Annotated in this window: 16 protein-coding genes and 1 tRNA gene; 13 read left to right on the forward strand and 4 right to left on the reverse strand. The window is 64.5% G+C overall.

Annotated elements, in window-relative coordinates; genetic code table 11:
- Positions 1 to 101: 101 nt before the first annotated feature.
- Positions 102 to 641, reverse strand: coding sequence for a DUF4916 domain-containing protein (locus AC3CD9_RS01815; protein WP_025777997.1), 540 nt, complete (start codon positions 639 to 641; stop codon positions 102 to 104).
- Between the two features lie 195 nt (positions 642 to 836).
- Here AC3CD9_RS01815 and AC3CD9_RS01820 point away from each other — a divergent pair, with 195 nt between their 5' ends.
- From AC3CD9_RS01820 to proC, 10 genes are all read left to right on the forward strand, one after another.
- Positions 837 to 2,333 (forward strand): MmgE/PrpD family protein, encoded by a 1,497-nt coding sequence (locus AC3CD9_RS01820; protein WP_488366047.1) that lies wholly within the window; start codon positions 837 to 839, stop codon positions 2,331 to 2,333.
- Positions 2,333 to 3,238: a methylisocitrate lyase gene (prpB, locus tag AC3CD9_RS01825; protein WP_488366048.1), complete on the forward strand. Its 906-nt coding sequence runs from the start codon at positions 2,333 to 2,335 to the stop codon at positions 3,236 to 3,238. The genes AC3CD9_RS01820 and prpB overlap by 1 nt, the downstream gene beginning before the upstream one ends.
- Positions 3,235 to 4,356: a bifunctional 2-methylcitrate synthase/citrate synthase gene (locus AC3CD9_RS01830; protein ID WP_259357103.1), complete on the forward strand. Its 1,122-nt coding sequence runs from the start codon at positions 3,235 to 3,237 to the stop codon at positions 4,354 to 4,356. Before prpB ends, AC3CD9_RS01830 begins: the two co-directional genes overlap by 4 nt.
- A gap of 24 nt (positions 4,357 to 4,380) precedes the next feature.
- Complete coding sequence (locus AC3CD9_RS01835; protein ID WP_488366050.1) at positions 4,381 to 5,208, forward strand: enoyl-CoA hydratase/isomerase family protein; 828 nt, start codon at positions 4,381 to 4,383, stop codon at positions 5,206 to 5,208.
- Between the two features lie 9 nt (positions 5,209 to 5,217).
- Positions 5,218 to 6,195: a Ppx/GppA phosphatase family protein gene (locus tag AC3CD9_RS01840; protein ID WP_173157138.1), complete on the forward strand. Its 978-nt coding sequence runs from the start codon at positions 5,218 to 5,220 to the stop codon at positions 6,193 to 6,195.
- Between the two features lie 178 nt (positions 6,196 to 6,373).
- The gene (locus AC3CD9_RS01845; protein ID WP_488366051.1) at positions 6,374 to 8,104 is read left to right on the forward strand and encodes a glycerol-3-phosphate dehydrogenase/oxidase; all 1,731 of its coding nucleotides are present in this window, start codon (positions 6,374 to 6,376) and stop codon (positions 8,102 to 8,104) included.
- A 160-nt stretch (positions 8,105 to 8,264) separates the two neighbouring features.
- Complete coding sequence (locus AC3CD9_RS01850) at positions 8,265 to 8,987, forward strand: MIP/aquaporin family protein (RefSeq protein ID WP_488366052.1); 723 nt, start codon at positions 8,265 to 8,267, stop codon at positions 8,985 to 8,987.
- A gap of 59 nt (positions 8,988 to 9,046) precedes the next feature.
- Positions 9,047 to 10,579 carry a glycerol kinase GlpK gene (gene glpK, locus AC3CD9_RS01855; RefSeq protein WP_488366053.1) on the forward strand — a complete coding sequence of 511 codons (1,533 nt, stop codon included), beginning with the start codon at positions 9,047 to 9,049 and terminating at the stop codon, positions 10,577 to 10,579.
- 95 nt (positions 10,580 to 10,674) lie between these two features.
- A complete protein-coding gene (locus AC3CD9_RS01860; RefSeq protein ID WP_488366054.1) occupies positions 10,675 to 11,676 on the forward strand; it encodes a sugar phosphate isomerase/epimerase family protein in 1,002 nt (333 codons plus the stop codon).
- 134 nt (positions 11,677 to 11,810) lie between these two features.
- Entirely contained in the window at positions 11,811 to 12,647 is an 837-nt protein-coding gene (proC, locus tag AC3CD9_RS01865) for a pyrroline-5-carboxylate reductase (protein ID WP_488366055.1), read from the forward strand.
- Between the two features lie 15 nt (positions 12,648 to 12,662).
- Here the strand turns inward: proC and AC3CD9_RS01870 are convergent, their stop codons facing one another.
- Positions 12,663 to 13,544 carry a helix-turn-helix transcriptional regulator gene (locus AC3CD9_RS01870; protein WP_488366056.1) on the reverse strand — a complete coding sequence of 294 codons (882 nt, stop codon included), beginning with the start codon at positions 13,542 to 13,544 and terminating at the stop codon, positions 12,663 to 12,665.
- Between the two features lie 107 nt (positions 13,545 to 13,651).
- Here AC3CD9_RS01870 and AC3CD9_RS01875 point away from each other — a divergent pair, with 107 nt between their 5' ends.
- From AC3CD9_RS01875 to AC3CD9_RS01885, 3 genes are all read left to right on the forward strand, one after another.
- Positions 13,652 to 13,993, forward strand: coding sequence for a DUF485 domain-containing protein (locus tag AC3CD9_RS01875; protein WP_488366057.1), 342 nt, complete (start codon positions 13,652 to 13,654; stop codon positions 13,991 to 13,993).
- On the forward strand, positions 13,990 to 15,642 hold the full coding sequence (locus AC3CD9_RS01880) for a solute symporter family protein (RefSeq protein WP_488366058.1): 1,653 nt from the start codon (positions 13,990 to 13,992) through the stop codon (positions 15,640 to 15,642). The genes AC3CD9_RS01875 and AC3CD9_RS01880 overlap by 4 nt, the downstream gene beginning before the upstream one ends.
- A 289-nt stretch (positions 15,643 to 15,931) precedes the next feature.
- Positions 15,932 to 16,002: transfer RNA gene (locus AC3CD9_RS01885), tRNA-Gly, on the forward strand.
- 210 nt (positions 16,003 to 16,212) lie between these two features.
- Here the strand turns inward: AC3CD9_RS01885 and AC3CD9_RS01890 are convergent.
- The gene (locus AC3CD9_RS01890) at positions 16,213 to 16,875 is read right to left on the reverse strand and encodes a potassium channel family protein (RefSeq protein ID WP_101546810.1); all 663 of its coding nucleotides are present in this window, start codon (positions 16,873 to 16,875) and stop codon (positions 16,213 to 16,215) included.
- Positions 16,868 to 18,286, reverse strand: a complete 1,419-nt coding sequence (locus AC3CD9_RS01895) for a TrkH family potassium uptake protein (RefSeq protein ID WP_229664137.1) — start codon at positions 18,284 to 18,286, stop codon at positions 16,868 to 16,870. The genes AC3CD9_RS01890 and AC3CD9_RS01895 overlap by 8 nt, the downstream gene beginning before the upstream one ends.
- Between the last annotated feature and the right edge of the window lie 21 nt (positions 18,287 to 18,307).

The raw sequence follows: 18,307 nt of genomic DNA on the forward strand, positions 1-18,307 counted from the left end.
GCGGTATCGTCCGCGTCGCTTTCAGTCTACCAAGACATTTCTACAAGATGTAGAAAAAGCGTGGGGCGAGAGGGCCCGTCTCACCTGGGCGTGCATCCGGCTCAGACGCGGAAGCCCAGATGGGCCAGTGCGATGCGCAGGATATGGTCCTGGCCGTAGCAGAGCTCGCCGACGATATCGGGACGCAGGGTCTCTTCGGGGGTCAGCCAATCGAGGCTGAGGGCATCGGCCCGCGGGGTGCATTCGCCGCGGACCTCCATGATGAAGCACATGGCGATCGCATGCTGGCGCGGATCGTGGAGGAGAGCCGAACCCTCGGTGGGGAAGTACTCGGCGATGTGGAACGGGCTGATCGCAGGCGGAATGACCGGCAGCGCCATCGGGCCGAGGTCGTTCTCGGCGTGACGCACCAGTGCGGTGCGGATCGTCTCATGGAAGCGGATCCGCCCGCCCACGACCTCTCGTCCGAGGGTGCCGTCCTCGAGGCTGCGCAGCAGCAGGCCGATGCGTTCGACGTTGCCAGTCTCGCCCACCCGCACCGGGATGGCGTTGACATAGGGGATCGGCATGCGTCTGCGCAGGCGCGCGTATTCCGCGTCGTCGAACCAGTTCTCGTCGAAGTCCAGGGCAGTCCGAGTCATGACCCAATATTCCCACAACCATCCCTCGCGGCAGAAGAGCATGGAGACCCCGTTGGTGAACTGGGACACGCTTCGGGTAAAATATCTTGATGTCGAGATAAATTTCCGACCGGCAGGGACCTGTCGAGTGACGTGGCCTACAGTTGTGTCAGCACTATGTGACCATTTCCGGTCAAGGACTATGAAGGGGTATCCATGATCAATCATGAAGTCCGCACCTACAAGAGCTCAGAGAACCTGGCTCGCGAAGATCAGCTCGCATGGAAGATCGCCGAGGTCGCATCCGACCCGACGCCGGTCGATTCCGAAGTCACCGAAATGGTCATCAACCGCGTCATCGACAACGCTTCCGTCGCTGCCGCATCCGTGCGCCGCTCCGCTCCGACCCACGCTCGCGAACAGGCCCAGACCCACCCGTTCAATCCCGGTGCCAACATCTTCGGCCTGCCGGTGAGCGACCGCTTCTCACCGGAATGGGCCGCTTGGGCCAACGGTGTGGCCGTGCGCGAACTCGATTTCCACGACACCTTCCTCGCCGCAGAGTACTCGCACCCCGGTGACAACATCCCGGCCGTGCTCGCAGTCGCCCAGCACAAGGGCATCGGCGGCAAGGACCTCATCAACGGCATCGCCACCGGCTACGAGATCCAGGTCGACCTCGTCAAGGGAATGTGCCTGCACGAGCACAAGATCGACCACGTCGCCCACCTCGGTCCCTCGGCCGCAGCCGGCATCGGCGCCCTGCTCCACCTGCCCACCGAGATCACTTTCCAGGCCGTCCAGCAGGCTCTGCACGTGACCACCGCGACCCGTCAGTCGCGCAAGGGCGAGATCTCGTCCTGGAAGGCCCACGCTCCGGCCTTCGCCGGCAAGATGGCCGTCGAATCCGTCGACCGTGCGATGCGCGGCGAGGGCGCCCCGAACCCGATCTACGAAGGTGAGGACGGCTTCATCGCCTGGATCCTCTCCGGCCCCGAAGCCCGCTACACCATCCCGCTGCCGGGCAAGGGCGAAGCGAAGCGCGCGATCCTCGACACCTACACCAAGGAGCACTCGGCCGAATACCAGGCCCAGGCGCTCATCGACCTCGCCCGCAAGCTCGGCGGACAGATCGAGGACCTGACGAAGATCAAGCGCATCGTCATCCACACCTCGCACCACACCCACAACGTCATCGGCACCGGTGCGAACGATCCGCAGAAGATGGATCCTGGTGCCAGCCGCGAGACCCTCGACCACTCGATCATGTACATCTTCGCCGTGGCCATGCAGGACCAGGGCTGGCACCACGAGCACTCGTATGCTCCCGAGCGCGCCGGCCGTCGCGACACTGTCGAACTGTGGCACAAGATCGAGACCACCGAGGATCCCGAGTGGACCCGCCGCTACCACTCGATCGACCCGAACGAGAAGGCCTTCGGCGGACGAGTGGAGATCGAGTTCGAAGACGGCTCGACGCTGACCGACGAGATCGCCGTCGCCGACGCCCACCCCTTCGGTGCCCGTCCCTTCGCTCGTGCGAATTACATCGAGAAGTTCAAGACCCTGGCCGAGGGCATCGTCTCCGACTCGGAGCAGACTCGCTTCCTCGATCTCGCCGAGAACCTCGAGAGCCTCGACGCCAAGGGCGTTGCGGAGCTGAGCTTCGCCGTCGACGGACTCGAGCACAGCGGATCGAAGGGCATCTTCTGATGCTCGGCGCACAGGCAACCCCCGCCGAGCGCCGCGCCAAGTTCCGCGAGCTGCTCGCCGGTGATCAGATCGTCCAGTTCCCCGGCGCCATCAACCCGATCAACGCTCAGCTCATCGAGCAGACCGGCTTCGAAGGCGTCTACATCTCCGGCGGAGCATTCTCCGCGGCCATGGGTCTGCCCGATATCGGGCTGACCACGCTGACCGAGGTGGCCGACCACGGACGCAATATCGCGCGGGTGACGAACCTGCCGACCTTCATCGACGCCGACACCGGATGGGGCGAAGCCATGAACGTGGCCCGTACCGTTCAGGAGTTCGAGGACGCCGGAATCTCGGGCATGCACCTGGAGGACCAGGTCAACCCGAAGCGCTGCGGCCACCTCGACGGCAAGGAGGTCGTGACCGCGGCCGAGATGTCCAAGCGCATCAAGGCCGCTGTCAAGGGCCGCCGGGACGAGAACTTCGTCATCTGTGCCCGCACCGACTCCCGCGCCGGGGAAGGCCTCGACGCCGCCATCGACCGAGCGAAGGCCTACGCCGATGCGGGAGCGGACATGATCTTCCCCGAAGCGATGCGAGACTTGGGCGAATTCGAGAGATTCGCCTCGGCCGTCGATGTGCCGATCCTGGCGAACATGACGGAATTCGGAAAGAGTGAACTGTTCACCACCGAACAGTTGGCGAATGTCGGAGTCAAGCTTGTGATCTACCCGGTCACGACTCTGCGCATCGCCATGGGTGCGATCAAATCGGGCCTGCAGACCATTCGGGACAAGGGCACTCAGGTGGACCTGCTCGAGGGCATGCAGACCCGTGCGGACCTGTATGACACGATCGACTACGCGGCGTACAACGAGTTCGATGCCGCAGTCTTCAACTTCTCACAGGAGGGTCACCAGTGACCGAAGAAATCAAGAAGGGCCTCGCCGGTGTCGTGGTCGACACCACCGCAGTGTCCAAAGTGGTCCAGGAGACCAACTCGCTGACCTACCGCGGCTATCCCGTGCAGGAGCTCGCCGCCAAGCGCAGCTTCGAGGACGTCGCCTACCTCATCTGGAACGGCGAACTGCCCACCGAGGCGCAGCTGGCAGAATTCCAGGAACGCGAACGCTCCCAGCGTGAGATCGATGACAAGCTCGTCGACCTCATCCTCGGCCTGCCCAAGGACTGCCACCCGATGCACGTCGTGCAGACGGCTGTGGCCTACCTGGGTGCCGTCGACCCCGAGGCCGACACCGAGGGCGCCGAGGCGAACCTCGCGAAGGCCGAGCGTCTCTACGCCCAGCTGCCGACGATCGTGGCCATCGACCACCGTCGTCGTCACGGACTCGACCCCGTCGCCCCGACGAAGGATCTCGGCTACGCCGCGAACTTCTTCAAGATGGTCTTCGACGAAGTTCCCGCCGAGGAGGTCGTGCGCTGCTTCGACGTCTCGATGATCCTCTACGCCGAGCACTCGTTCAACGCCTCGACCTTCACCGGTCGCGTCATCACCTCGACCACATCGGACCTGTACTCGGCAGTCGCCGGTGCCGTCGGCGCCCTCAAGGGCCCCCTGCACGGCGGAGCGAACGAAGCCGTCATGGCGATGCTCGAAGAGGTCGGCACCGCCGACAAGGCTTCGGCCTGGATCGACGAGGCACTGGCCAAGAAGGCGAAGATCATGGGCTTCGGCCACCGCGTGTACAAGAACGGCGATTCGCGCGTTCCCACCATGCGCAAGGCCTTCGAGGACATGGTGGCCGTCAAGGGTGCGAACGATCTGCTGGATCTGTACAACACCTTCGAAGAGGACTTCGTCGGGCGCAAGGGCATCTACCCGAACCTCGACTACCCCTCGGGCCCGGCCTACCACCTCATGGGCTTCGACACCGAGCAGTTCACCCCGATCTTCGTGATGGCCCGCATCACCGGCTGGACCGCTCATATCTTCGAACAGCAGGCGAACAACGCCCTCATCCGTCCCCTGAGCGCCTACGACGGTGAGGACCAGCGCGAGGTTCCCGACAACCGGGGCTGACCTCTCGAAAGGCAGAACACACACATGAGACCAGACGGCTCCTACCGTCCGGTCGATCTCGAGGGTTTCGACTTCACCGTCTCCGGTGGGGTCGGAACCCTCGTCATTGATCGGACCGAAAAACGCAATGCGATCTCCCGGCCCATGTGGCGGGCGCTGCCGCAGATCATCGCGAACGTCGATGCCGACGATTCGATCGGCGCGCTGGTGATCACCGGGGCCGGCGGGCACTTCTCCGCCGGTTCGGACATCGCCGACCTCAACGTCGCACTCGCGGACTTCTGGGAACTCAATTCCACCGCCGAGGCGGCCCTGGCGAACTCGCGGACCCCGACGATCGCTGCGATCACAGGCAACTGCGTGGGCGGTGGAACGGAGATCGCCGCGGCCTGCGACATCCGCATCGCCGCCCCCGGATCGATCTTCGGCGTCACCGCCGCCAAACTCGGACTCGTGTACCCGGCTGGACCCACGAAGCGGCTGGCTGAGATCCTCGGCGACGCCTGGGCACGGTACCTGCTCATCACGGCCTCGATCGTGAAGTTCGAGAAGATGGCCGAACTCGGGTTCTTCCACGAAGTCTCCGACACCCCGCTCGAGACGGCACAGGCCCTGGGGGAGCGGATCGTGGGACTGTCCCGGCTCAGCCAGGTCGGAGCCAAGGCGATCCTCGACGGTGAACTGACGGAGGACACTGAGCCGCCTCGGTGGCTCGATGACGCCTACCGGGACGAGATCATCCGCGGTCAGGAAGCCTTCTTCGCCAAGGAACCGCCGGAATTCGGCTTCGCCAAAACTGCTTGGCAGAACGGCCCCCAGGTTCGTTCTCAGGGAGTCCCGCGGAGAGGATAAACTGGGCGAATGCGCCTAGCAGTCCTCGATATCGGCTCCAACAGCGTCCACCTCCTGGTCGTCGACGCCCACGTCGGAGCACCGCCCTTGCCGGCCACCTCGCACAAGGAGGTGCTCCGACTCGCCGAATTCCTCAGCGACGACGGAACGATCGACTCCGAAGGGCAGGAACGGCTGCGGTCCTTCATCGCCGATGCCGTCGAGATCGCCGAAGACCAAGGGGCGGAGCAGATCCTCGCCTTCGCCACCTCGGCGGTCAGGGAGGCTCCGAACGGGATCGGACTCATCGAATCGATCAACGCTCAGCTCGGGGTCACCCTCAACGTGATGTCGGGACGGGACGAGGCCCGCGTGACCTTCCTCGCCGCCCGCCGCTGGTTCGGGTGGTCGGCCGGGAAAATCCTGCTGCTCGACATCGGCGGCGGCTCACTCGAGATCGCGGCAGGACAGGACGAATACCCGCAGGCGGCCGTGTCGATTCCGCTCGGCGCCGGACGCACCTATTCGGAGTTCCTCCCGGACCCGATGCCCACTGAAGAGGACATCCACCGCCTGCGCAAGCATGCCCGGGCGCAGATCGGACGCATCGCCGGCGACATCAACCGCGTAGGAGTGCCCGACCAGGTCGTCGGGTCGTCGAAGACCTTCCGCTCGCTGGCCCGCATCGCCGGCGCCGCCCCGAGCGGAGACGGAATCTATGCTCCGCGGAAGCTCTTCCGCCGCGACCTCGAAGGCATCATCGACACCCTCGCCTCCCGCACCCCCGCGGAACGTGCGACCCTGCCCGGCGTATCCGAAGCCCGAGCCGGACAGGTGCTGGCCGGAGCAATCGTCGCCGAGGCGGCCTTCACGATCTTCGACATCGGCGTCATGAACATCTCCCCATGGGCGCTGCGTGAAGGCATCATCATGCGCAAACTCGACCTCCTCGACTCGGCCGAACAGTCATCGGCGATGCGCGTCGAACCCGTCGCCGCCCTCGATTGAGTCTTCGGCGGGTCGCACGCCGGCGTTCCCCCGGACGCAGCCGAGCCGCCTGCCCATCAGGTGGTTTGCTATCGGAATTCAGGTTCGCCTGCTAGTTTTTGATTAGTCGCCGAGGCGGCACCCGCACTGATCTGCCCGTGCCGACATCGGTGAAAGCCCGAATCTTCTGACGGAAAGCATGAATCTGCTGATGCGAAATGGTGAGCTGTCCCCGAACTTCCGCGACCAGGCGCTGGAGACTCTGAAGAAGACGAGCGCGGCCGACCCGCTCGACGTCTTCGTCGTCGGCGGGGGAGTGACCGGAGCAGGATCGGCCTTCGACGCAGCCACCCGCGGACTCAAGGTCGGTGTCGTCGATGCCAAGGACTGGGCCTCGGGAACCTCGTCCCGGTCCTCGAAGCTCATGCACGGCGGACTGCGGTACCTCGAGATGCTCGACTTCAAGCTCGTCGCCGAGGCGCTCAAGGAACGCGACCTGCTGCTCCAGCACACCGCGCCGCACCTCGTCGAACCTGTCGCCTTCGTGTTCCCCTTCGAGCACCGCCTCATCGACCGGGCCTTCATCGGCTCCGGCGTGCTCCTCTACGACACGATGGCCACCCGGCCGGGCCGCAAACGGGCCGTTCCGATGCATCGCCACCTGGGGAAGAAGGCACTGAGCGCCCACTTCCCGGGCTTGGCCGACGACGCCGCCGTCGGAGCCCTCGAATACTATGACGCGAAGGTCGACGACGCCCGCTTCGTCATGACCCTGGTCCGCTCGGCCGTGAGCTACGGGGCCGCTGCCGCCAACCATGTCTCCGTCATCGGCTACCTCCACGACGGCGATCAGGTCACCGGCGTCCACGCCCGGGACGAGATCACCGGTGAAGAGTTCGACATCCACGCCCGCCGCACCATCCTCGCCGGTGGAGTCTGGACCGAAGAGCAGCAGGATCTGGCGAAGGCCGATGCCGGACTCAAAGTGCTCGCCTCCAAAGGCGTGCACATCACCGTGGCCGAGGACAAGATCAAAGCCGACCCGAACACCGGAATCATCTCGAAGACGGAGAAGTCCGTCCTCTTCGTCATCCCGTGGGAAGGCTACTGGGTCATCGGCACCACCGACACCCCGTGGAACGAAGACGTCGACGCACCCGTGGCGACCTCGCAGGACATCGACTACCTGCTCGAACATGCCAACGCCATCCTCGCCGACAAACTCACCCGCGAGGATGTCATCGGCGTCTACTCCGGACTGCGGCCGCTGCTCCAGCCGGTCGTCAAGGAAGGGCAGGCCTCGACGAAGGTCTCCCGCGAACACACAGTGATGGAAGTCGAACCGGCCCTCGCCGCGATCGCCGGCGGCAAGTTCACCACCTACCGAGTGATGGCCGAAGACGCCGTCGACTTCGTCCTCGGTGACGACGCGAAGGACCGCAGGTCACTCACCGAATCCGTGCCGCTGCTCGGTGCCCAGGGCGTCGGTGCGCTGAGGCGCGGCCAATCCGGGATCGCGGAGAAGTACGAATGGGACGAGGACCGCGTCAAACGACTCATCCGCCGCTACGGAACCCTCATCGAGGATCTGCTCGACCTCGTCGATGAGGATCCGGAACTCGGACAGCCGTTGGACGGTGCCGAACGCTACCTGCGCGTCGAAGCCCACTACGCGGCCGCCGCGGAGGGAGCCGTCCACCTCGGCGACATCCTCGAGCGGCGGATGCGGCTGAACTACGAGACCCGGGACCGGGGGAAGAACGCCGCCGAGGCGGTCGCGGCCATCGTCGCACCCGTCCTCGGATGGGACGACGACCGGCAGACGGCCGAGGTCGAGGCGTTCAACGCCCACGTCGACGCCCAGGTAGCGGCCGAGTCCACCGACGACGACGCCTCGGCGGCGGCCCTGGTCGGACCAATGCTGGCCTGAGCAATTTCCTGGTGCCGGCACAGAGGAGAGAGCTGTGCCGGCACCACCGGCAACACCCTGTACCTGCACCACCCAGGTGCACCCGCACCAGCGTCACCGTCTGTCAATGCTGACAGTGACGAGACCTGAGAACACACGAACAATGAGGAGTTTGTGAGATATGGGCACCATCTTTCTCTATGAGATCGCCGGTACGGCGATGCTCATCCTGCTCGGCGTCGGCGTCGTCGCCAATGTCGTACTCGCCAAAACCAAAGGCAACGGAGGCGGCTGGCTGCTGATCTCGTTCGGTTGGGGACTCGCGGTCTTCGCCGGTGTGTTCGTCGCCTATAAGACCGGCGCACACCTCAATCCGGCTGTGACGATCGGCATCCTCTCCAGTGGTGCCGACGAATACGCGGACGGGATCCCCGTCACCTTCGCGAACACGGTGGCCTACCTCGCCGCCGAGCTCATCGGAGCGATGATCGGTGCGTTCCTCGCCTGGGCTGTCTACAAGAAGCACTACGACGAGGAGAAGGATGCGGGGAACATCCTCGGCACCTTCTCCACCGGTCCGGAGATCCGCTCGTACGCCTGGAACTTCGTCACCGAGGTGATCGCGACGTTCGTGCTCGTCGTGGTCATCCTGCTCTTCGGTGGGACACCGGACAAGCTCGGACCGTTGGCAGTGGCACTCATCGTCGTCGCCATCGGCGCCTCGTTGGGAGGGCCCACCGGCTACGCCATCAACCCGGCTCGTGACCTCGGACCGCGCATCGTCCACGCTCTCCTGCCGATCCCGAACAAGGGCAGCTCCGACTGGGCCTATTCCTGGGTGCCGATCGCCGGACCTCTCGTCGGCGCCGTCCTAGCAGGCCTGGTCTCCCAGGCCTACATCTAAGTACGATCACAGACAACTGAGCACGATCACAGACAAACCACTTCGACACAGGAGTCAGAATGAGTCAGGAAAAGTTCATCCTCGCCATCGACCAGGGCACCACCTCGTCGCGGGCGATCGTCTTCAACCATGACGGACAGATCGTGTCGTCCGGCCAGCTCGAGCACGAGCAGATCTTCCCTCGTGCCGGCTGGGTAGAGCACGACCCGGTTGAGATCATCAAGAACACCAATGAGGCGATCGGGCAGGCGCTGGCCCGGGCGAACATCAATCGTCACCAGCTCGAGGGTGTGGGCATCACGAACCAGCGCGAGACCACCGTCATCTGGAACAAGCGCACCGGCGAACCCGTCTACAACGCCATCGTGTGGCAGGACGCCCGCACCCAGAAGGTCTGCGATGAGCTTGCCGGGGACGAAGGACCGGATAAGTACAAGGACCGGGTGGGTCTGCCCCTGGCGACCTACTTCGCCGGCCCGAAGGCCAAATGGATCTTCGACAACGTCGACGGGGTCAAGGAAGCCGCCGCGGCCGGGGACCTGCTCTTCGGCACCATGGACACCTGGGTGATCTGGAACCTCACCGGCGGGGTCAACGGCGGAATCCACGTCACCGACGTCACCAACGCCTCGCGGACGATGCTGATGAACATCGACACCCTCGACTGGAACCCCGACATCGCGGCAGATATGGGCATTCCCGTCGAGATGCTGCCCGAGATCAAGTCCTGCTCGGAGATCTACGGCTACGGGGCGAAGAACGGGCTGATCATCGACACCCCGATCTGCGGCATCCTCGGTGATCAGCAGGCCGCGACCTTCGGCCAGGCCTGCTTCGAGAAGGGGCAGGCGAAGAACACCTACGGCACCGGCAACTTCATGCTCATCAACACCGGCAATGAGCCGGTGGCCAGCAAGAACGGGCTGCTCACCACGGTCGCCTACAAGATCGGCGAGGACGAAGCCGTCTACGCACTCGAGGGATCGGTGGCGGTGACCGGTTCGCTCGTGCAGTGGCTGCGCGACAACTTCGGCATCATCAAGGACGCCCCCGAGGTCGAGACCCTGGCCAAACAGGTCGAGGACAACGGTGGCTGCTATATCGTGCCCGCGTTCTCCGGACTCTTCGCCCCGCACTGGGAATCCGATGCCCGCGGCGTGATGGTGGGGCTGACCCGGTATGTGAACAAGAACCACATCGCTCGCGCCGCCCTGGAATCCGTGGCCTTCCAGTCGCGCGAGGTCCTCGACTCGATGAACCTCGACTCCGGTGTCGAACTCACCGAGCTCAAGGTCGATGGAGGCATGGTCGCCAACGAGACGCTCATGCAGTTCCAGGCCGACCTCCTCGGCGTGCCCGTCATCCGTCCCGAGGTCATCGAGACCACGGCACTGGGTGCGGCCTATGCGGCGGGCATCGCCGTGAAGTTCTGGAACGGTGAGGACGACGTGAAGGGCAACTGGCGCGAGGACAAGCGCTGGAACCCGTCGATGGACGACGAGACGGTCGACCGCCTCTACCGCCTCTGGAACAAGGCGGTGGAGAAGTCGAAGAAATGGGTCGACGACGACACCGAAGCCCTCTACGGCTGAATTACTACCTGACGGCGGCCCAGCAACCTCGCGCGAGGTTGCTGGGCCGCCGTCAGGTAGTTCTGGGGTGGGGGAGCCGCGTTAGACTGGAAGAGATGAGCAAGAAGTCGAAATCTCAGCGGAAGGTGTTGACCACCAAGAATTCTGCGCGCTCGAATTCGAAGCGCCACAAGGAGTACTTCGACAAACACGACGTCTATGAGAAAGACGCCCATCACGTCTCCGACAACAGGATCAGGCTCGGTCTCTCCAGCTCCTCCGTCTCACCCATGACCGTCGAGGAGACCTTCACCCAGGCAGCCAAACACGGCTACGACGGCGTCGAGATCATGGTCACTCATAACACCGAGACCCGCGACGTCGACCTCATCAACGGACTCGCCGGCGACACCGGACTCGACGTCATTTCCCTGCACGCGCCGACCCTGCTGTTCCTGCCCCGGGTGCTGCACAGAGACCATTGGGAGAAGCTGCGGATCACTGCGAACCTCGCCAAAGCGGTGGGCGCCGACACCGTCGTCCTCCACCCGCCGTTCCGGTGGCAGGGCGAGTATGCCCTCGGCTTCGTCGACGGCGTCCGCCAGGTCGCCCAGGAGACCGGTGTGAGACTGGCCGTGGAGAACATGTATCCCTGGCGGGCCGGCCTGCGCGAGGTCCAGGTCTACTATCCCGACTGGAACCCTCTGGACGAGGACTACGACGACCTCACCTTCGACTTCTCCCACGCTTCCACCGCCGGAATGAACGCCCTGGAGACGGTGGGCGAGATCTTCGACCAGCTCCGCCATGTCCACCTCACCGACGGTGCCGGCTCCCTCAAGGACGAACATCTCGTTCCGGGCGAAGGCACCATGCCCGTCGCCGAGACCCTGCAGTACCTCGCCAAACACAATTGGCAGGGCGACGTCGTCGTCGAGGTCAACACCCGATTCGTCCGCCGACAGTCAGCGCGCGAGAAGATGCTCGCCGACTCCATCGCCTTCGCTCGTGAGCACCTCGGCCTCGACGCGGATACTCCACGACGCAACGCCCACAGCCACACCCGCACCTCCGAGCACAAGCCCTCGCGATCCGGAAAAGCCGGCGCCGAGAGCTGACCCTGCGAGCGCCTGCGACCTCGCACATCACCCTGCCCGTCTTCGCCTCGCCTCGCCCGACCTCGCACTGGCACGTCTAAGCGCATAGACACCCACCGACCACCACACATCAGATATCGAAAGGCTGACGCACTTTGACCACCATCGCCTCCATCGGAACCGGCAACATGGGCACTGCCCTCATCCAGGGAATCCTCACCGCCGACGCGGGCATCACCGTCCGCGCGACGACGAATTCGACCGCCTCGGCGCAGAAACTGCGCAATGAGCTGCCCACCGCCACGGTCACCTCGGTGGAGGACGACGCTGACGCGAACCGGAACGCCGTGTCCGGTGCCGATTTCGTCTTCCTCGGTGTGAAGCCGTGGATGATGGCCCAGACCCTGCGCGAGCTCGCCGACGACCTCGACCCGAATTCCGTGCTCGTGTCCATGGCCGCCGGCGTCGCCGCGGCCGACCTTGCGAAGCTCGCCCCCGAGAATCCGATCGTGCGGATCATGCCGAACACGCCGAGCGCCATCGGCCACGGCGTCATCGCGCTGGCCCCCACCGCCGAGGTGACCGCCGCCAGCGTGGACACACTGAAGTCGCTGCTGTCGGGCGCCGGCCTCGTCGTCGATCTCGACGAATCCCAGATCCCGGCCATGACCGGCATCTCCGGTTCCGGAGTGGCGTACTTCTTCCTTCTCGCCGAAGCCATGATCGCCGCGGGCGTCAAGCAGGGCCTCAGCGAGGGCGTCGCCCGCCAGATGGTCGTGGCCACCGCCGACGGTGCCGGCCGACTCCTGACCGAGAAGCCCGACCCCGCCGCTCAGCGTCAGGCCGTGAGCAGCAAGGGCGGGACGACCTTGGCCGGTCTCCAGCAGTTCCTCGACTCCGGGATCTTCGATATCGCCGAGGCGGCCGCGCAGGCGGCAGCGGACCGTTCCCTGGAGATGGAACAGGAGAACTCCGAGGTCATCAACGGCTGAGACGGATCTCCTCGCTCAGGGGAGGACGTGGGACGAGCGGGCGATCGACACGGCCTCATGCCGGGTCCGTGCCGAGAGCTTGACCATCGCCGTATTGAGATAGGACTTCACCGTCGACTCGCGCAGCGACAGCGCCTCGGCGATGCGGGCATTCGGCCATCCCAAGGCAACATGCGAGAGGATGTCGGTCTCCCTCGGCGACAGCCTGACTGCGGGTACCGGCGTCTGGAAGTTCTCCGGATTGTGTCCGGAGAGAATATCGGCCAGGCGCGCCTCGATGCCAGTGAGCTTCTCCCTGGTCTCCTCATCGACGATCCCGGAGCGGATCGCCCTCAGCTCGGCATAGGTGTGCCGGAGAGCTTCGCGTCCCGAAGGATCCAGGTCCGGGTAGAGCAGTTCCTCCTTGACAGGGCCGCGCGGTTCCTGCCTGTATCCGAGTCGAGCGAGATCGACCGAAAGCTGTCGTACCCGTCTGACGAGGTCTCCCGTCTGCGGGGCGGCGGCATTGTAGTCCGCGCGGTGGCCGCAGTAGACCATACCGGTGACCTCACCGCCGTGCAGAGTGGGGACGGCGACGAGGACGCGGATGCCCTCTCCGAGGACCTCCTCGTCGTAATGGTGGGTGATGAGAGGGTCGATCTCATAGTCACGGGTCAGCTGCGGAGTGCCTTCGGTCATGGCCCGTCCGCCGAGGCCGCGCCCTGTGCTGACGATGAGGGTCGAGAGCAGGTCCTTGTCGGCTCCGGCGACGGCTTCGACCGCGACCGAATCCTCTTCGACCATTCCTCCGAAGACCACGTCACCGGTGCCGCTCTGGTGCAGGGAATCGACGGCTTCGACGAATAGGCGACGGGTCTCGACCTTGAGAGCCCGCGTTTCCTTGGCGTGCGCATTCATGTGAACAAGCTACCAACTTTCGGTGGTATTCCCTAGCGCATGCTGAACGTTACCTTTGGGTCATGTGATTCAGGACACTGATGTTCTGTCCATTCAAAGGAGAAAGAATGACTGACTCTGTCAACACCGGTGTTGACTTCCTCGCGGAGGAGGAGAAGCCGGAGTTCAAGGCCCTCAAACGCAAGCGCTTCTCGGTGGTGATCCCGCTGTCGATCGCGTTCCTCGTCTGGTACTTCCTCTACGTCATCCTCAGCACGTACGCCCACGATTTCATGTCGACGAAGGTCGTGGGGGAGATCAACGTCGGACTCGTATTCGGGCTGCTGCAGTTCGTGACGACCTTCGCGATCACGATGTTCTACGTCTCGTTCGCCAACAAGAAGCTCGACCCTCCCGCGGAGGCGATCCGTGAACGACTGCAAGCCGAAACGGAAGGACACCGCTCATGAGCACTTTGGCAATCGGAGACTTCGTCGCTTCGGGAGTCGACCTCCTCAGCGCAGCGACCACCGAGGTGGAGAACAACCCGGTCCTCAACATCACGATCTTCGCCGCATTCGTCGCGGTCACGATGTTCATCGTTCTGCGGGCCAGCCGCAACAACAGATCCGCTTCGGACTACTATGCGGGTGGCAGGTCGTTCACCGGACCGCAGAACGGCTTCGCCATCTCGGGTGACTACCTGTCTGCCGCGTCCTTCCTCGGCATCTGCGGTGCGATCGCCGTCAACGGCTACGACGGGTTCCTCTACTCGATCGGCTTCCTCGTCGCCTGGCTCGTCGCTCTGCTCATCGTCGCCGAACTCATGCGCAACACCGGCAAATTCACCATGGCCGATGTGCTGTCCTTCCGCCTCAAACAGCGCCCCGTGCGCATGGCAGCAGCCCTGTCGACCCTGGCGGTCTGCTTCTTCTACCTGCTCGCGCAGATGGCCGGTGCCGGCGGGCTCGTGTCTCTGCTCATGGGAATCGACGGCAAGGTCGGCCAGTCGCTGGTCATCGCCGTCGTCGGCGCGCTGATGATCATCTACGTTCTCGTCGGCGGAATGAAGGGCACTACCTGGGTGCAGATCGTCAAGGCGATTCTGCTCATCGCCGGTGCTTTCGCCATGACCATCTGGGTGCTCGCACTCAACGGCTTCAACCTCTCGACCCTGTTGGCCTCGGCCGTGGACAACGCAGCCGAAGGAGTCGGGGAAGGCGTCCTCAACCCGGGTCTGCAGTACGGCGAGAATCCGCTCGACTTCATCTCCCTGGCACTGGCGCTCGTGTTGGGCACGGCGGGTCTGCCCCACGTGCTCATGCGCTTCTACACCGTCCCCACGGCTAAGGAAGCTCGCCGTTCCGTGGTCTGGGCGATCTGGCTCATCGGTGCGTTCTACCTCTTCACCCTCGTTCTCGGATACGGTGCGGCCGCGCTCGTCGGCGCCGACGCGATCAAGAACGCTCCTGGCGGCGTGAACTCCGCGGCGCCGCTCCTGGCGCTTCAGCTCGGCGGGCCTCTGCTCATGGGCTTCATCTCCGCGGTCGCCTTCGCCACGATCCTCGCAGTGGTGGCGGGACTGGCGATCACGGCAGCGGCTTCGTTCGCTCACGATATCTACGCCAACGTCATCAAGAAGGGCAAGGTCGAGGACTCCGAGGCGGAGGTCAAGATCGCCCGTCGCACCGTTGTCGTCATCGGTGCGGTCGCGATCATCGGCGGCATCGGAGTGCAGGGGCAGAACATCGCATTCCTTGTGGCGCTGGCCTTCGCCGTCGCCGCCAGCGCGAACCTGCCCACGATCGTGTACTCGCTGTTCTGGAAGCGCTTCACCACTCGCGGTGCGGTGTGGTCGATCTACGGCGGACTGATCTCGGCGATGGTGCTCATTGCCTTCTCGCCGGTCGTCTCCGGCTCCGAGACCGCAATGATCCCCGGGGCCGACTTCGCGATCTTCCCGCTGTCGAACCCCGGCATCATCTCGATTCCGCTCGGCTTCATCCTCGGCTGGATCGCCTCGGTGACGGACCGGACGGTGGAGAGTCCCGAGCTGGCCGCCGAAATGGACGTCCGTGCCCACACCGGATTCGGCGCCGAGGAGGCTGTCGAGCACTGACCCCATCCGCCATCCGCGTGTTCGAAGTGCAGGCGACTAGATTCCGATCAAGACGTATGCACTTCGAACAAGCGGTTGTCGCTGGCTCCCTCACGCTGTCGAGTGGAGGGGCCATGTGGTGGGCTTCGGCGGGTGCGCCTCGGCGTTCGAGGCGGCGGCTGATGGGGGCCGCTTTGGTGGGATGCCGATGCGCCGGATGTGAGAAGCTGTAGACTGGTCCGAGTCGCTGACCACGGCATGATCACGCGGAATACCACCTGCGCGAACGCCTGCTGACCAGCGGCGACGTGCGGGCGTAGCTTAATGGTAAAGCTTCGGCTTCCCAAGCCGATGACGCGGGTTCGATTCCCGTCGCCCGCTCTCTTGATTCCTGTGGACTCCGCGAAATGGTACAGGTTTCTCTGTAATGCACACGGAAGAACCTGATCAGTTCAGAGCAGCCAGTACCATTGTCGTTCCGGCAGTGATGTGAGGCCGAGACGAGAGCAGTGTGAAGCCGACTGCAGGCCTCGAGCGAAGCCCATGCGAGCGGGCGCAGAGGGCCAACGAGAGACTGGGCCGCGACGCACCCTACGGGCGGCCGGCGAAGCGGCCGAGCAGCTCGACGTGACCGGCGACGATGAGCAGATCCTGTTTGCCCACGCGGGTCGTCGGATCGGCGTAGGTGAAGTCGCGGCCGGGGCTCTTGATGCCCACGATCGTAACGCCGTACTTGTCGCGGACACCGGACTCGCTGAGAGTGAAGCCCTGGATCTCCCGCGGCGGACGCATCTTCACCACCGCGAAATGGCCCTCATCGAACTCGATGTACTCCATCATCCTGGAGCTGACCAGGTGGGCGACGCGGCGACCGGCATCCGACTCCGGGTAGAGCACATGGTGGGCGCCGATGCGGTGGAGGATCTTGCCGTGCGACGGCGAGATCGCCTTCGCCCACACCTGCGAAACTCCCAGGTCGACGAGGTTGGCGGTCGTGAGCACGCTGTCTTCGATCGAGGTTCCGATCCCGACGACGGCAGTCGAGAAGTCACCGGCACCGACCTGCCGCAATGCGTCGATGTTCGTCGAATCGGCTTCGACGACGTGCGTGAGTTTCCCGCTCCAGTCCTTGACGAGCTCAGGGTTGTGCTCGATGGCCATGACCTCGCGCCCCAAGCGGGCAAGAGTCGCCGCAGTCGAGGACCCGAAACGCCCCAGCCCGATGACCAGGATTGAAGTGTGTTCGTTAGCCAACGACCGGCCTTTCCTCGGGGTAGCGGTACAGGCGCACCGAATCCTGCATAGACAGTGCAGCCGCCAGTGTAATCGTACCGAGTCGACCGATGAGCATGATCACCGACAGAACATAGAGTCCCGAATCCGGCGAGGTCGCCGACACCCCGGAGCTCAGACCCACGGTGCCGAAGGCGGAGATCACCTCGAACAGCACCCGATCGAGCGGCTCCGCACTGATCTGCAGCATCGTCAAGGTGCCGATGAAGACGATCATCGCACCGGTGAGCAGGATCGAGATCGACAGTTTGATCGTCGACGACGTCAGCCGCCGACCGAACACGTGCACGTCCTGCAGACCCCTGGCCTCGGCATACGCAGCGAGGACGAGCACGGCCACCGTCGTCACCTTGATTCCGCCGGCCGTCGACGACGAACCGCCGCCGATGAACATCATGAGATCCATGAGCAGATGCGACGCCTGGCTCATGTCCGCGACCTCCATCGTCGCGAAGCCGCCGGACCGGGGCATGACCGCCATGAACAGCACTTCGACGAAGGTGTGGCCGGCATTCTTATCGCCCAGGGTCGCCGGGTTCGCCGACTCGAACAGCGCCAACAGCAGCAGTCCGATCGCCAGCACCGTCGTCGTGGTCGTCAACGTCAGCTTCGTATGGAGATCCCAGCGGCTGGGCCGGTTCCAGAACATCGCGACCATGAGCACGACGGGGAACCCCAGCGACCCGACGAACACTCCCGCCATGAGCAGCGACAGAATCCACGGATCCGAGGCGAAGTATGCCGCCCCGCCCTCGTGGATGGTGAATCCGGCGTTGTTGAACGCCGAGATCGAGTAGAACACCGAGTACCAGATCGAGTCGCCGAGCGATTCCCCGCGGATGAGGAACCGGGGGAACAGCAGCACCGCGAGGATCGACTCGGCGGTGAAGATGGTGATGACCACTGTCTTGAGCAGCGAGCCGACCTGGCCCAGATTGAGCGCCGAGGTGGCCTGCTGAGCGATCAGGCGCTGCCGGACTCCCAGCCTCCTGGAGACCGCCATGCCCAGCACCGAGGCGAGGGTGAGGATTCCGAGACCGCCGACCTGGATGCCGGCGGTGATGACCGAGATCCCGAAGTCCGACCAGTACTCCTCCGTGACGACCGGGGTCAGCCCGGTCACGCACACGGCGGAGACTGCCACGAACACCGAGTTCGCGATGTGCGTGGCCTGATCGACCGAACCGGGGTCGCGCATGCTCGCCGGCAGCATCAGCAGGATCGCGAACGCTGCGACGACGGCGACGAAGGACCCGATCGCCAATCGTGCCGGTGAGGCCACGGCGAGGTCGTCGACGAAGTCACGGACCCACCGGCCCGGCTTCAGCAGCCGATCGAAGCGCGGCGAGGAATTCTTGGACACAAGCACCATGGTAGAGCCGGTGGCCCCGGA

This window comes from Brevibacterium sp. MGP-B1, from assembly GCF_057766545.1.

Coding starts and splice junctions, on each gene's coding strand:
- AC3CD9_RS01815 (WP_025777997.1), bottom strand. CDS start 641: ATGACTCGGACTGCCCTGGACTTCGACGAGAACTGGTTCGACGACGCG.
- AC3CD9_RS01820 (WP_488366047.1), top strand. CDS start 837: ATGATCAATCATGAAGTCCGCACCTACAAGAGCTCAGAGAACCTGGCT.
- prpB (WP_488366048.1), top strand. CDS start 2,333: ATGCTCGGCGCACAGGCAACCCCCGCCGAGCGCCGCGCCAAGTTCCGC.
- AC3CD9_RS01835 (WP_488366050.1), top strand. CDS start 4,381: ATGAGACCAGACGGCTCCTACCGTCCGGTCGATCTCGAGGGTTTCGAC.
- AC3CD9_RS01840 (WP_173157138.1), top strand. CDS start 5,218: ATGCGCCTAGCAGTCCTCGATATCGGCTCCAACAGCGTCCACCTCCTG.
- AC3CD9_RS01845 (WP_488366051.1), top strand. CDS start 6,374: ATGAATCTGCTGATGCGAAATGGTGAGCTGTCCCCGAACTTCCGCGAC.
- AC3CD9_RS01850 (WP_488366052.1), top strand. CDS start 8,265: ATGGGCACCATCTTTCTCTATGAGATCGCCGGTACGGCGATGCTCATC.
- glpK (WP_488366053.1), top strand. CDS start 9,047: ATGAGTCAGGAAAAGTTCATCCTCGCCATCGACCAGGGCACCACCTCG.
- AC3CD9_RS01860 (WP_488366054.1), top strand. CDS start 10,675: ATGAGCAAGAAGTCGAAATCTCAGCGGAAGGTGTTGACCACCAAGAAT.
- AC3CD9_RS01870 (WP_488366056.1), bottom strand. CDS start 13,544: ATGAATGCGCACGCCAAGGAAACGCGGGCTCTCAAGGTCGAGACCCGT.
- AC3CD9_RS01875 (WP_488366057.1), top strand. CDS start 13,652: ATGACTGACTCTGTCAACACCGGTGTTGACTTCCTCGCGGAGGAGGAG.
- AC3CD9_RS01880 (WP_488366058.1), top strand. CDS start 13,990: ATGAGCACTTTGGCAATCGGAGACTTCGTCGCTTCGGGAGTCGACCTC.
- AC3CD9_RS01895 (WP_229664137.1), bottom strand. CDS start 18,286: ATGGTGCTTGTGTCCAAGAATTCCTCGCCGCGCTTCGATCGGCTGCTG.